The organism is Bacteroidota bacterium (assembly GCA_034723125.1).
GTDB lineage: Bacteria > Bacteroidota > Bacteroidia > CAILMK01 > JAAYUY01 > JAYEOP01.
Window position 1 is genome coordinate 1 of record JAYEOP010000175.1, and the last position, 14,852, is coordinate 14,852.

13 protein-coding genes are annotated in these 14,852 nt (G+C 30.2%); 9 read left to right on the top strand and 4 right to left on the bottom strand.

Annotation, left to right across the window (positions count from 1 at the left end; all coding sequences use genetic code 11):
• Window positions 1–62 precede the first annotated feature (62 nt).
• From lpxK to U9R42_05225, 3 genes are read left to right on the top strand one after another with little or no spacing between them, the layout of a single operon-like run.
• Entirely contained in the window at window positions 63–1,121 is a 1,059-nt protein-coding gene (lpxK, locus tag U9R42_05215) for a tetraacyldisaccharide 4'-kinase (protein ID MEA3495418.1), read from the top strand.
• Window positions 1,102–1,923, top strand: a complete 822-nt coding sequence (locus tag U9R42_05220) for a purine-nucleoside phosphorylase (GenBank protein ID MEA3495419.1) — start codon at window positions 1,102–1,104, stop codon at window positions 1,921–1,923. The genes lpxK and U9R42_05220 overlap by 20 nt, the downstream gene beginning before the upstream one ends.
• Window positions 1,924–1,970: 47 nt before the next feature.
• Entirely contained in the window at window positions 1,971–3,842 is a 1,872-nt protein-coding gene (locus tag U9R42_05225; protein MEA3495420.1) for a putative porin, read from the top strand.
• A 63-nt stretch (window positions 3,843–3,905) separates the two neighbouring features.
• Here the strand turns inward: U9R42_05225 and U9R42_05230 are convergent, their stop codons facing one another.
• The 4 genes from U9R42_05230 to U9R42_05245 all read right to left on the bottom strand — a co-directional run bounded on the left by U9R42_05230 (window position 3,906) and on the right by U9R42_05245 (window position 8,768).
• A complete protein-coding gene (locus tag U9R42_05230; GenBank protein MEA3495421.1) occupies window positions 3,906–4,622 on the bottom strand; it encodes a hypothetical protein in 717 nt (238 codons plus the stop codon).
• Between the two features lie 32 nt (window positions 4,623–4,654).
• Window positions 4,655–5,749 (bottom strand): cytochrome b/b6 domain-containing protein, encoded by a 1,095-nt coding sequence (locus tag U9R42_05235; GenBank protein MEA3495422.1) that lies wholly within the window; start codon window positions 5,747–5,749, stop codon window positions 4,655–4,657.
• A 17-nt stretch (window positions 5,750–5,766) separates the two neighbouring features.
• Window positions 5,767–7,323 carry a tetrathionate reductase family octaheme c-type cytochrome gene (locus U9R42_05240; GenBank protein MEA3495423.1) on the bottom strand — a complete coding sequence of 519 codons (1,557 nt, stop codon included), beginning with the start codon at window positions 7,321–7,323 and terminating at the stop codon, window positions 5,767–5,769.
• A gap of 161 nt (window positions 7,324–7,484) precedes the next feature.
• Window positions 7,485–8,768: a DUF5103 domain-containing protein gene (locus tag U9R42_05245; protein MEA3495424.1), complete on the bottom strand. Its 1,284-nt coding sequence runs from the start codon at window positions 8,766–8,768 to the stop codon at window positions 7,485–7,487.
• A 145-nt stretch (window positions 8,769–8,913) separates the two neighbouring features.
• Here U9R42_05245 and U9R42_05250 point away from each other — a divergent pair, with 145 nt between their 5' ends.
• Genes U9R42_05250 through nqrF form a run of 6 tightly spaced genes read left to right on the top strand, consistent with a single transcriptional unit; the run spans window position 8,914 to window position 14,811 of the window.
• The gene (locus U9R42_05250; GenBank protein ID MEA3495425.1) at window positions 8,914–10,269 is read left to right on the top strand and encodes a Na(+)-translocating NADH-quinone reductase subunit A; all 1,356 of its coding nucleotides are present in this window, start codon (window positions 8,914–8,916) and stop codon (window positions 10,267–10,269) included.
• A 27-nt stretch (window positions 10,270–10,296) separates the two neighbouring features.
• Entirely contained in the window at window positions 10,297–11,481 is a 1,185-nt protein-coding gene (locus U9R42_05255) for an NADH:ubiquinone reductase (Na(+)-transporting) subunit B (protein ID MEA3495426.1), read from the top strand.
• Window positions 11,482–11,511: 30 nt separating this feature from the next.
• A complete protein-coding gene (gene nqrC / locus U9R42_05260) occupies window positions 11,512–12,231 on the top strand; it encodes an NADH:ubiquinone reductase (Na(+)-transporting) subunit C (GenBank protein MEA3495427.1) in 720 nt (239 codons plus the stop codon).
• Window positions 12,232–12,891, top strand: coding sequence for an NADH:ubiquinone reductase (Na(+)-transporting) subunit D (locus tag U9R42_05265; GenBank protein ID MEA3495428.1), 660 nt, complete (start codon window positions 12,232–12,234; stop codon window positions 12,889–12,891).
• A gap of 27 nt (window positions 12,892–12,918) precedes the next feature.
• The gene (gene nqrE / locus U9R42_05270) at window positions 12,919–13,536 is read left to right on the top strand and encodes an NADH:ubiquinone reductase (Na(+)-transporting) subunit E (protein MEA3495429.1); all 618 of its coding nucleotides are present in this window, start codon (window positions 12,919–12,921) and stop codon (window positions 13,534–13,536) included.
• A gap of 15 nt (window positions 13,537–13,551) precedes the next feature.
• On the top strand, window positions 13,552–14,811 hold the full coding sequence (nqrF, locus tag U9R42_05275) for an NADH:ubiquinone reductase (Na(+)-transporting) subunit F (protein ID MEA3495430.1): 1,260 nt from the start codon (window positions 13,552–13,554) through the stop codon (window positions 14,809–14,811).
• Window positions 14,812–14,852 lie beyond the last annotated feature (41 nt).

Consider the following 14,852-nt stretch of genomic DNA (forward strand, 5'->3'; position numbering starts at 1 on the left):
CAATAGTTATAATATTTGATTTTTTTAAGAATTGTTAATTTTCATTTTTATATCTTTACATTGTGAAAACTGTTAGAAAAATACTTTTATTCCCATTTTCTTTGCTTTATGCACTATGGATTTTTTTGAGAAATTTTTTGTTTGACATAGATTTTTTAAGATCCGAATCATTTGATATTCCTGTTATCGGGATTGGTAATCTTTCTTTGGGCGGTACAGGAAAAACACCGCTTGTAGAATATCTTACAAAACTATTGTTAGCTAAAAATTACAAAGTTGCATTGTTGAGCAGAGGCTACAAAAGAAAAACAAAAGGATTTGTTTTGGCAAAAAACAATTCCACAGCTATAGAAATAGGAGATGAGCCATTTCAAATCAAAAATAAATTTCAGGAATTAGTTGTTGCTGTTTGCGAAAAACGTGTTGAAGGAATAAAAAAATTGCTACAAATAAATCCACAGCTTGATGTAATTATTCTTGATGATTCTTTTCAGCACAGATATGTTAAGCCCGGAATGAATATTTTACTTACGGAATTTTATGCACCCTATTTTAATGATATGATATTTCCCTCAGGTAATCTCAGAGATCAAAAATGTTCTTCAAAAAGTGCTGATATTATTTTGATTACAAAAACAAAAACAGATATTACTGCAAAAGAAAAGAATGATTTTTTATTAAAATTAAAGCCTAAAAATTATCAGGAAACTTTCTTTTCAAACATTCATTATCAGGAATTAATTAATTTTAACAATAAGTTGAAATTACAATTATCATCATTAAATAAATATTCGGTATTACTTTTTTCAGCTATTGCTAATTACAAAGTTTTATTAGAATTTATTTCGGAGAGAGCAAAAAATATTGATTTTATAAACTTTGCCGACCATCATAATTTTACAAAAAAAGACATAAATAAAATTAAGAAAGCTTTTGAATTACTTGCTGATGAAAATAAAATATTATTGACAACGGAAAAAGATATTAGCAGAATTAGAAATTCAGAAAAGGAAAATTTATTTAAATCATTACCTTTGTACTTTATTCCAATAGATATTATTATAGATGATAGTAACACTTTTAACAACAAAATATTAAAATATGTTGAAGAAAATAAATGAAACAATTGATTTTATAAAAAAGAAAATTGATTTTGAACCGCAGTTTGGAATTATTTTAGGCACCGGACTCGGAGGACTTGTAAAAGATATTGAAATAAAATACACCTTAGATTACGATAAAATTCCAAACTTCCCTGTTTCAACGGTAGAGAGCCATAACGGTCGCCTTGTTTTCGGAATACTTAATGGAAAAAAAGTTGTTGCTATGCAAGGACGATTTCATTATTATGAAGGTTATTCTTTTCAGGAATTAACTTTCCCTGTAAGGATATTAAAATTTCTTGGAATAGAAAAGTTGTTTATCTCAAATGCTTGTGGCTCTGTTAATCCTGACATCAAAACAGGTGATGTTATGATTATTAAAGACCATATAAATCTTTTAGGAGGTAATCCGTTAAGAGGAAAAAACCATGAAGAACTTGGTCCGCGTTTTCCTGACATGACAGAGCCTTACAGCAGAGAATTAATAAAAAAAGCTCAAGATATTGCAAAAAAATTGAACTTTTCCGACATCAGAGTTCACACCGGAGTTTATGCAAGTGTGCAAGGTCCCAATCTTGAAACAAATGCCGAATATCGCTATTTGAGAATTATTGGAGCTGATGTGGTAGGAATGTCAACAATACCTGAAGCTATTGTAGCACGACACATGAGTTTACCTACCTTTGCTATTTCAGTAATAACCGATGAAGGATTTCATGATATTAATGAGGCTGTTTCTATTGAGGATGTTATTAGTGCTGCAAATAAAAGCGAACCTAAAATGACTGCAATTATTAAAAATTTAATCAGCAGTTTATAAAATATTTATTTCTTTTACTTAGGGTTTTTGAAAACTCATAAATTGTAATGAAAAAATCAATTCTTATATTCCTTTTAGTTTTTATTTTTGTTTTTAAAAATACTTTATTCTCAGCCGAGAAAGATTCTATAAAAATAAAAGTTACTTACACAAGTCTTGAGTTTCAAAAACTTTATCCCGATTCATTTGTTTCTATTGATACAAATCTTTTTCTATTTCATCAATATAATGAAGCTTACAGATTCGATAATTTTTATAAAAATACAGGAAATATAGGTTCTCCAACCATGAATCTTAAACTTCAAACTCCACAAGAAACAGCTTTTAATATTGGATTACATCAATTTGATATTTTTAAATTTAGTCCTGAAAAAATAAAATTTTACGATACCTACACTCCCTTTTTTGATTTTTTTTATGTGCAAGGAAACAAAGAAATGCAAAGATTCAGAGCATTACATAGCCGAAATATAAATCCATTATGGAATGTAAGTGTGCTGTTTAATTCTGTCAGGTCAGAGGGTTTTTACTTAAACCAAAAAACGCACTTAAGCAATCTTGGAGTAACATCAAGATTTAAAAGCAAGAATGAAAAATATCATTTATACTTTAGTTATATCTCAAATAAATTTCATGTTGGAGAAAATGGGGGGTTACAATACGATTCAACATTTGCAACTACTTCTAAATTAGGCAAACAAGGATTAGCTGTAAATTTAAATGAGGCAAAACACGAACTTGAAGAAAAGACTTTTTCCCTTTTTCAAACACTTTTGCTTTCCCCTTGTGTATCCGATTCTGCAACAAATGATTCGCTAATTGTTAATAAAAAATCAAAAAATAAAGTAAAATTAGTACATCACGCAATTTATAAAAAATCAGATTACAACTTCCTTGAGCCTTTACCGTCTTTATCTTATTACAAAAATATATTTTTGGATTCCACAGCTACCAACGATAGCATAAACCATCAGGAATTAAGTAACAAATTGTTCATAAACATTATTCATCCTAGCACACTAAAAGCATGGGATTTTTCTTCAGGAATAAAATATGATATTGGCAAAACAATAAACATGAACCTTGACAGTAATTATTTTAATCTTCATGCGTTTTACGATTTCAATAAAAATTTTCAATTGGGAAATTTTTGTATAAATGGAAGTTATATAATTGCCGGTGCCAATGCTTCGGATTTTAATTTAACTGAAAAAATAGAATTAAAAGCATCAAAAACAACATTGCTTAAAATTGGAGTAAATCATCATTTTTATTCCCCTTCATTTATTCAAAGCAATCTTATTTCAAATCACCTTCGCTGGAAAAATGATTTAAAAAAAATAAAAGTAAATTCACTTTTCACTGAAATTGCATGGACTGCATTAAATACTTCTTTTAAAGCAGAATATAAACATTTAAACAATTGGGTGTTTTTTGATAAATCAATAGAAGTGGAACAAGCAACAAAGGCTGTAAATCACTTTTCTTTAAACTTAAACAACAAGTTAAATTTTTCCAGAATTTTCATCATTAGCAACCTTGAATATCAATGGGTAAGTGATAAAACAATAATTCAAGTCCCACAACTTATGCTAAATGCATCTGTATTTTATGCCAATAAAATATTTAAAAACAAATTGAACTTTAGAGCAGGTATTGATACAAGATTGTATAAAGGATATTATTCAAACTCCTATTTTGCACCCTTTAGCATTTCTTATTCACAAACAGAATACTTTACGGATTTTTATCCAATAGTTGATGCCTTTATCGACTTTTCAGTAAAAAGGATGAGGATATTTTTAAAATATGAGCATGTAAATCAAGGGCTTACTTCCTCAAACTATTTCATTTTCCAACACCATCCCCACAATCCCGGAGTTTTCCGATTTGGCTTTTCATGGATGTTTTTTGATTAGAAAAATTATTGGACTATTTTCAAGTAGCAGAGGAATATACCTTTATAAATTTACCAGTTGGTGTTACACATCAAAAATATTCTCAATATTTTTCTTTAATTCGGAGAATCTTTCTTCATCACAATGATTTGAGAATATTCCAATAAATTCTTGTCCTTTTCCACCTTCAATAAACATAAAAGATAAAAATGAGTCAAACAGATGAAAATTACAGGAATGTTTAATTCTATCCATTCCTTTTCGGAATTCATCAAGCTCAAGAATACTTTCAATGGGGAAAAAATAACGTCCTGATATTTTAATGTCTTTGCAAACTCCGTCTCTTATTTCTATAAGTTCTGTATATCTTTTAAAAAAAAGATTGGTTTGGTAATCCTCAACTTTTTTATCTTTCAAGAATGTAATTCCCAAAGATTTTAGTTCATCAATAATAATCCCTAGCACCTCTATAGTAGTAATCTCCAATCTTATACATTGATATTCTTTGTTATAGAACTTAAGTTGTCCTGGGTTTATTTCTACATTAGTATCTAACATTTTGTTAATCTGATATGCTTTTTTTAAAACAGTATCTTGAAAACAATCAATATGCTCTTTCACAATTAAAAATAATCTCCAATTATTTTGATGTTTATTGGGAGGGAAATTTGCTTTCGCATAATAATCAGGTTGGTGATTTGTTTCTAACACTAGTACACCTTTTTCATTACTCAATTCAGAACGACCTAATTTAACATTTACATTGTAGCATGCAATTCCGCTGTATTTAATTTTTTCCATAATATTTAATTTTAAACAGTTACTATTATTAATTAATTTTTATGTTGATCTGTTGTATCAATTATAAAACCTTCAATTGCGTTAATGTTTCCGTTTTTATCATAAACAGGTGATGCTGCTAATGTATGATATCCTATGTCTCCATTTTTACAAACTCTTTTAAGGTCGGCATTATGTACGGTTTCACCCTTCAATACTCTTTTAACAATATCATCAACTATTGCTTTATCTTTCGGGTCTCTATTTAATCCGTATGTTTGACCAATAATGTGTTCAGGAGATTTACATTTATAAATTTTTAACCACCCTTCGTTTACTTCTTCGTATTTACCATTTCTACCAATTCTAAAATAACCAACTCCTGCATGATTTGTTGTATCATGTAAATATGATTTGTTTACATAACCAAATTTTTCATCAACATGTTCTAAAGCTTTTTCAAGTAGATCATCAATATTAGTTGAACTGGCTATTTCTGCTTTCATTTCAGAAAATTTTACTTGTAAACCTTCCTCAATCGCATATTTTGCATCTTCATCAGACATTTCTTCCCATCCTGTAATCATTGCTTTTACACTTGAAGTTACTGTATGCCCCGTGGATGTTAAATATACATGAATAATAACAAAACCCATTAGAATAAATGCTCCAAATGTATGTAAGTAAGCTATCCAATCTAAAGACATATTTGTTCCACTTTTTAATGTGCTGAAATAATAAAAATATAATACTCCTGTAACAATCATTAATGGAATAATAAATAATTTCAAACCTAAATATGTTAGACGTTGCAAAGGATTAAACTTTGTATATTTTGTTTTGTGAGTAGGATGTTCTGCTTTGTGAAAGATACCAAATATATAATAATTCAGTTGTTCTTTCATCATTTTAAGGGTTGGGATGTATTGTCTCCATTCTCCAATTGTAAAATCCCAAAAAACAGTAAAAATCATTAATATAATTAGTGCCCAAGCAGCATTACTATGAAATGTAACAGCTTTGTCGTAACCAAAAAGAGAAAATGTACCATGAACCTCTAAACCAGTTGTTGCTAAAAAGAAAATTAGAAGTGCTTGTGTCCAGTGCCAAAATCTATTGTATTTACTATATATATATACTTTTTTCATTTTAATATTGTTAATTTTTAATTTCTTGCTCTAAACCTAAGAAATCCGTGAATTGAAACCCCAAAAATTGAGAAAAGAACAAAAAGTTTTCCTGCCCAATCTAAAAAGATATTAACATCTCTGCCAGGTAAATAAAAATTATTTAGCTCAGCTAATCTACTATCTCTACTATGGCATTCTGTACAAGATAAAGCCTTATCTGACTCAGAAACCATGTGGTTAATTGGCCAATAAGAACGTGTACTGATAAAGTCCATTTCTCCGCTATAAGTTTGCCCAACATATTCCATTCCTACTTTTGCTGATTTATTCCAATCAAAATCTGACCAATATGCACCAGAGCTTTTTTTGCCGTATGATTTAAATTGAATAAAGGTTTTGTTTTTAGTATCGTACGGTTGTTTTCCCCTCATTATTTTTATAGGATAAATTTTGCTGTGAGGATCATCATATCCACCATGTAAAGCATTCAAATCAACAGTATCAGTTGTTATTTTTGTTTTTAAAGTTGTTTTATCTGCTATACCATTCCACCATCTGTATTCAGGTGTTAAATTACTTCCAAAATGAGCTGTACCATGTTTAGTACTATATTCTACTGTTTTATCTTTATTCCATTCTTCGTAAGGCTTTCCGTTTTTCATTTTCCCTGCTGTTGAATAATCCCAAAATGTTTGTGTAGGATTTACTTTTGCATAAGTTGGAATATGGCAAGTTTGACAAGATACTTTTTCAAAATGATTGTTTAGCATCCGCGACTGATGAGGTCTTGAAGTATGACATTTTATGCAGCTTACTCTATCTTCGCTTTGAGCATAATTATTTGAATTAGTCATTGGTCCCTTACCTTTTATTTGGTGATGAACAGTTTCATGACACTGAGAACAATTTAAATTTGCTCCGTCTTGTGCCATGTGTACATCAACGTCTTTTGTGCATGCTTCTGGATCTGCCTGAACCATTTCTAAATCTCCATGTTTTACATTGTTTCCGCCTCCACCTTTCCCGTGGCAATTTAAACAGTTGTTATTAGTAGTTGGTCCAACATTCATCGCTATATCATTCAAATCTACTTTTGCTGAAGGAAAGCCTCCTGTTCCTTTAGTTTTTTTATAATTCCCTGTATTATCATGACAAATAATACAGTCAATATTATTTTGATTTGTGAAATCAAAGTTTTTGTTTTCACATCCGTAACTGACATGACATTTTGAACATAAAGCTTCATTAGAATTTATTCCAACACAAAAGTTATTTATTACATTTTTTTTCCCAAGCTCTACTATTCTGCCATCTGAAAGTGTATCTATACTTGTACAATTCCAATGAGATGTTTTCATAAATTCTTCTCCGCGTTTATTATGACAAGATAAACAAGCTACAGTTAAATCTTGTGGGCTTTCAAATTCTTGCTGAAGAATCTCAAACTTTGAATGATCTACAGTTTTGTCTGCTTTATAAATTTTTGAGATTATAATATTCCTGCTATCTAAATGATTATACTTTACAATAACTATAAATACCAAAATAATAGGTATTATTAAAAAAAGTAAAATTTTAAAAAATGTTTTCATAATTGACTGCTATATTTCACAAGATTATACTATACAACTTGTAATAAAATTATTTTGCAAAGGTAATTTTTAATTGTTATTGACCGCAAGATTATTTTTTATTATTCTTTGTTTTATATCAAGAAAAGCATTATTTTGAGGTATCCAATTTGAAATTGTTTTTATTCTTCTTTAGTATTTAAAACCACATAACCAATAAGTTCATCAGTGTTAAAAAATTGTGAACGTGCATAAACAAATATTCTGTAATCATTTTCGGTTTCAAAATGGGAGCCTTGAAAACGTGTACAATCAATTGTTGATGTCTCATTATCTTTAATTACATAAAAGTAATTATAGTAGCCTTGCTTTACTTTTACTTGTGTAAAATATATTTTTCGACTTGCATCATAATGCAATTTAAAGTCTTCATTAATTTCCCAATCTGTTAAGTCTCCAAAAAGATAAACATCTTTTCCGTCATCAGGATATGGAGTGGTTAATTTAAAATGTGCAAAAACATAATCAATTTCATTTGGCTTAAGTCCTTTTTCATCTCCTGCAATTATTCTGTCCCCGTTTAAATCCATCCACTCTGCGTAAGTCAAGTGAGAACGATCTTCATCAACGAGCAAATAAACATGGTATAAAGAATCAAACTTTAATTTATTAACGCCTCTACCCGGATAACGGATTGAACGCATATCAACAAAACGCCATTCACTATTTCCCCAAAAAAGATTCTCCTCTTCGTAATCATAAATTAACTTATTATTATTAATATACATTGGCTTTAGGTCTGTTATTTGATTATCCCATCTTTTGTTTTGCCTCAGTACAACACTTATATCTTTAACAGGATTCATTACATTCAAATTTGTAAAATCAATGGTAAAATCAATTTCTTGTTTTGTATCCTGATACTTTGCATAAGTTGGCTCTTTTAAATCCGCCTGTATTTTTATTTTTTGATTTACTACATAAAACCTTCTTGTTAATAGCACACTATCCTCATCTTCTGCAAAATAAACTTTTAAAAGATAATTTCCCGACAAGGTTATCTTCATATTTTCTGAAGGAATTACAACCCAATAATTTGTAAAATCCTGATAAGTATTTGTTGAAAATTCATAATTCTCAATATATCCGTATCTGTTACCTTGCAGATAATCATCAACAAAAAGATTGCTTTTTTCCCAATTTGAAGTGCAATGCACAAAAGAATACATTAATTCTTTATATCCTCCTCCAAGATCATCAAATGAAAGTGTAAGAGTTTCCTGTAAATTATTAATGTCAATTATTGGAAATGTATTTATTTTTCCACTTTTATAAAACACAACAGTTTTAATATTTGGGTCAAATATTTTATTCTCATTTATAAATTTTTCTTCAAAAGCAAAAGAATTTGTTGTATTAACAAAAACTAAAAGGGATAATAAAAGTAGTAAGAGCAGTTGTTTCATAGATTTTTTGTTTTGATAAATAATAAGTTACAGCTTATAAAATATATATAATTAAAAAGAATGTAAAAATATTTGCAAAGTTCGATAAAAAGTATCTATGTTCGTGCAAAATTTTTTTGTTATTTAATTTTAACAAATACAGAAAATGTCTAAAACATTTAAAATAAAAAAAGGATATGATGTAAAACTAGTTGGTAATTCGGAATTGAAATTTGACAACAAAAAGATACCATCCAAGTTTGCATTAAAACCATTAGATTTTGACGGTGTTCGTCCAAAACTCATTTTAAGGGAAGATGCACAAGTAAAAGCAGGTACAGCTATTTTTTGTAACAAAGACAATGAAAAAGTTGTTTTTACCTCTCCTGTAAGCGGAAAAATTACTGAGATTATTAGAGGGGAAAAAAGAGTAATTCAGGAAATTGTTATTGAAGCAGACACAAAAAACGAATATGAAGAGTTTAAAAAAGCTAATCCATCAACTTTAGAAAGAAAGGAAATTATTGACAATCTTTTAAAAAGTGGAGTTTGGCCTTTTATTCGTCAACGACCTTTTGATATAATTGCCAACCCTGATGATAAACCTAAAGCAATTTTTATTTCTACTTTTGATTCGGCACCTCTTGCTCCCGACAATAATTTTATTGTTGAAGGAAAAAAGGAATACTTTCAAACAGGAATTGATGCATTAAAAAAGCTTACTGACGGAAAAGTTCATCTAGGTTTAAGAAAAGATGATAATAATTCAAAAGTTTTTACAGAAGCAAACAATGTTCAATTAAACTATTTTAGCGGTCCTCATCCTGCAGGAAATGTGGGAATTCAAATCCATAATATTGACCCTATCAACAAAAATGAAATTGTGTGGGTTTGTAAACCTCAAGATGTTTTAATGATTGGAAGGCTGTTTAAAGAAGGACACTACAATGCTGAAAGAATCTTTAACTTAACAGGTTCGGAAGTAAAAGAAAGAAAGTACCATAAAAGCCTTATGGGAGCAAACATTAATAACTACGTAAACGGCAATGTGCTTGAAAACGAAAACAGGTACATCAGTGGCAATGTTTTATCAGGAACTAAAATTGAAAAAACCGGATATTTAGGATTCTATGACAGCCAAATTACTGTTATTCCCGAAGGATATTATTATGAATTTTTTGGTTGGATAACTCCCGGATTAAAAAAATTCAGTCTTTCAAGGTCTTTTATGTCAACATGGTTATTAAAAAACAAAAAACGAATACTTGACACAAACTTACACGGAGGTCAAAGAGCATACGTAATGTCAGGAGAATACGAAAAAGTATTTCCAATGGATATTTACCCTCTTCATTTAATCAAAGCAATTATGATTGAAGATATTGATTTGATGGAGAATTTGGGAATATATGAAGTTGCACCTGAAGATTTTGCTCTTTGTGAAGTTATTTGTACTTCAAAAACAGAAGTTCAGAAAGTTGTAAGAGACGGGATTTCTAACATGATTAAAGAATTAGGATAACATTTATAAATAAAAATTTCTAATAAATTGAAAGCACTAAGAAAACAAATAGATAAAATTAAACCCCATTTTATAAAAGGTGGTAAGTTCTCTTGGTTACAATCCACATTTGAAGCCTTTGAAACCTTTATATTTGTTCCCAATACGGTTACAAAAATAAAAGGTGCTCATATCAGAGATTCAAATGATTCAAAGCGAACAATGATATTTGTAGTGATAGCTCTTATTCCTGTCTTCCTTTTCGGTAGCTGGAATATAGGACATCAGCACGATATTGCGATAGGTAATACAGAGAATACAATATTTTTACAATTTTGGTTCGGATTTTTAAAGATCCTTCCATTATTAATTGTTTCTTATATTGTTTGTTTTGGAATTGAATTTGGTTTTGCACAAATGCGAGGACATGAAGTAAACGAAGGAGTTTTAGTAACAGGATTTTTAATACCATTAATAATGCCTGTTAACATTCCACTTTGGATGCTTGCTATTTCAATAGCATTTGCAATTGTAATCGGGAAAGAAGTTTTTGGAGGAACAGGAATGAATATTCTCAATCCTGCACTTACTGCAAGAGTATTTTTATTTTTTGCATATCCGCAAAAAATATCCGGAGCAATAGACGTTTCAGGAACTCCTGTTTGGACAAGTACCGCAGGAGGCACAGCTACAGATGCTTTTACAGGTGCAACACCACTTTCTTATGCAGCCGAAGGTGCATTGGATAAATTACCAAAACTTTCAGAACTTTTTATTGGAACAGTTCAAGGCTCAATTGGAGAAACATCAACATTAGCTATACTTATAGGTGCAATTATTCTTTTACTAACAGCTACTGCAAGTTGGAGAATAATGTTATCGGTATTTGTTGGAGGTATTGCAATGACATTAATTTTTAATGCTTTTGGTGCCAATGAATTTATGACCTTAACACCAATGCAACAATTATGTCTTGGCGGTTTTGCTTTTGGAGCTGTATTTATGGCAACAGACCCTGTAAGTGCTACACAAACAAATATGGGAAAATATATTTACGGTTTTTTAATTGGGCTTCTTGCAATATTAGTAAGAGTTATAAATCCTGCATATCCGGAAGGAATGATGATGGCTATTTTACTAATGAATATTTTTGCACCACTAATTGACCATTATATTGTTGAATCAAATATTAAAAAACGACTTAAACGCTTTTCAAAAGTAGTTAATAATTAGCTTCTTTAAAAAGCTTAAAAAATTTTAATAATGTTTACAAACAGATATATTTTTATTTATGCCTCAGTAATGATAATAATTGTGGCATCGATATTGGCAACAGCAGCAAGCCTGCTAAAGCCATATCAGGAAAAGAATATTGAGATTGAAAAAATCAAAAATATTCTTACAACAGTAGAAGTTATTAATGAAGGTGAAAAATACCTCGCTGATGAACTGTATCAAAAATATGATAAAGTAGTCACTAAGGAACTTGTTATTGATAATAAAGGAAATATAAAAGAAGGAAAACGTGCATTTGATGTAGAGCTTGCCAAAGAAATGAAAAAATCTGCGGAAAATAGAGATTTACCAATATTTGTAGCAACACCTAAAAAGGGCAAAACAAATTACATCATTCCAGTGCGAGGGAAAGGTTTATGGGGTCCGGTTTGGGGTTATATTTCTATAAAAGAGGATGGCAAAACAATAGAAGGAGCAACTTTCGGACACAAAGGAGAAACTCCTGGCTTGGGTGCTGAAATTATTTACAAAGATTTTCGCGATCAATTTATTGGAGATCAAATTTTTGATGAAAAATGGAATTTCACTTCCGTAAAAGTTGTTAAAGGAGGTGCTAATCCTGATGATTTACACGGAGTGGATGCTATTTCAGGAGGAACACTCACATGCAACGGTGTTTCCGATATGTTGTATGATTGCTTAAAAGAATATCAATTATTTTTCAAAAACATTGAAAATAATAAATAAATGAATACTGTTAAAAAAGAAAGAGAACCATTTTTTTCTGCCCAGTATATGAAACTGGTAAAAAATCCATTGAACCAAGATAATCCAATTACCGTTCAGGTTTTGGGAATTTGTTCGGCTCTTGCAGTTACTGCTAAGCTAAAACCTTCAATTGTAATGTCATTATCCGTTATTATTGTACTGGTTTTTTCAAATATTATTATCGCATCATTGCGAAAAACTATTCCACCAAGAATAAGAATTATTGTACAACTTACTGTTATTGCAATGATGGTAATTCTTGTTGACCAATTTCTTAAAGCATTTGCTTATGACGTTTCCAAAGAATTATCGGTTTTTGTAGGGCTAATTATTACCAACTGCATTATTATGGGACGATTAGAAGCATTTGCCATGAGCAACAAGCCAAGTGCAGCTTTTTGGGACGGTTTAGGGAATGGAGTTGGCTATGCATGGATATTAATAGCAGTAGGATTTTTTAGAGAACTATTAGGTGCAGGAACTCTACTGGGTTATCCTGTTATCGAAAAAATTGGTTTGTATGAAATAGGTTATGCCAATAACGGCTTGATGATTTTACCGCCAATGGCACTAATTACTGTTGGAATTATCATCTGGATACAAAGATATAAAGTTAAAGAATTAATTGATATTAGTTAATTTATTAGGAATTAAAAAATAAAAGAAATGCAAGATCTTGTAAATATATTTATTAAATCAATCTTTATTGACAATATGGTATTTGCATACTTCCTTGGGATGTGCTCATACCTTGCAGTTTCTAAAACTGTAAAAACTTCAATGGGAATGGGAATGGCTGTTATTTTTGTTTTAGGAATTACAGTTCCTGTAAATTATCTTATTGAAAAATTTCTATTAACCGAAGGAGCATTATCATGGCTTGGTTCGGGCTTTGACAGTGTAAATCTTGGCTTCTTAAGTTTTATTGTATTTATTGCAGTTATTGCTTCTATGGTACAACTTGTAGAAATGTTTATTGAAAAAATCTCTCCATCTTTATATAGTTCTTTAGGTATTTTTCTTCCATTAATTGCAGTCAACTGTGCTATACTTGGAGGATCGCTATTCATGCAAGATAGAGAATATCAAACTCTTACAGAAGCAACGGTATTCGGGTTAGGCTCAGGAGTTGGTTGGTTACTTGCAATTGTTGCAATTGCAGCAATACGTGAAAAAATCAGATATTCTAATGTACCTGCACCTTTACGGGGATTAGGCATAACCTTTATTATTACAGGATTGATGGGAATTGCTTTTATGACTTTTATGGGAATAAAAATATAAATTTAATATACGAAAATGATACTATTATCTTTAGGATTGGGTAAAATTATAATTGTTAGTGCGATAGTTTTTTTATTTATTATTTTGCTTTTAGTAATATTATTACTATACGCCAGATCAAAACTTGTAGCCTCAGGACCTGTTAATCTGAATATAAATAATGAAAAGAAAATCGAAGTAAATGCAGGTTCAACATTATTGGATACACTATCTCTACAAGAGATATTTCTACCTTCTGCCTGTGGCGGAGGTGGTACCTGCGGAATGTGTAAAGTACAAGTAAATGAGGGCGGAGGCTCAATACTTCCTACCGAAACAGGCTTCTTTTCAAGAAAAGAACAAAACAATAATTGGAGACTCGGATGTCAGGTAAAGGTAAAAAATGATATGGACATCTCTATTCCTCCGGAAATATTCGGAATAAAAAAATGGGAATGTGAAGTTATCTCAAATAAAAATGTTGCAACATTCATTAAAGAATTTGTTGTAAAATTACCCGAAGGAGAAAGTCTTGATTTTAAATCAGGGGGATACATACAAATAGATGTTCCTAAAATCACTGTTGATTACAAAGATATTAATATTGACGGTGAATACAAAGAAGATTGGGATAATTTTAAAATGTGGGATTTAACAATGAAAAATAGTGAGCCTATTTACAGGGCTTATTCAATGGCAAACTATCCTGCAGAAAAGAATTTGATAAAACTGAATATTCGTATTGCTACACCACCATTTGATTCAAAAAAATGCGGATTCAAAAAAGTTAATCCGGGAATTTGTTCATCATATATTTTCTCCCTAAAAGCAGGTGATAAAGTTACAATTTCAGGACCTTATGGAGAATTTTTCATACAAGATACTGACAAAGAAATGATGTATATTGGAGGTGGTGCAGGTATGGCACCAATGCGTTCACATATTTTCCACCTTTTTAACACCTTAAAAACCGGACGAAAAGTTACCTTTTGGTATGGCGGGCGTTCTTTACGCGAATTATTTTATCTTGATGAATTCAAACAAATTGATAAAGAATTTCCTAATTTTACTTTCAATATTGCTTTATCAGAGCCAATGCCTGAAGATAACTGGACAGGCTATACAGGATTTATTCATCAAGTTATTATTAATAATTATTTAAGTAAACATCCTGAACCTGAGGATATAGAATATTATTTCTGCGGACCACCAATGATGAATCAAGCTGTTTTAAAAATGCTTGATGACTTTGGTGTTTACGAAGAAAATATTCATTTTGATGATTTTGGTGGTTAAACTCCAAATAATTTTACAAAATATCTTCATTCCTTAAATAG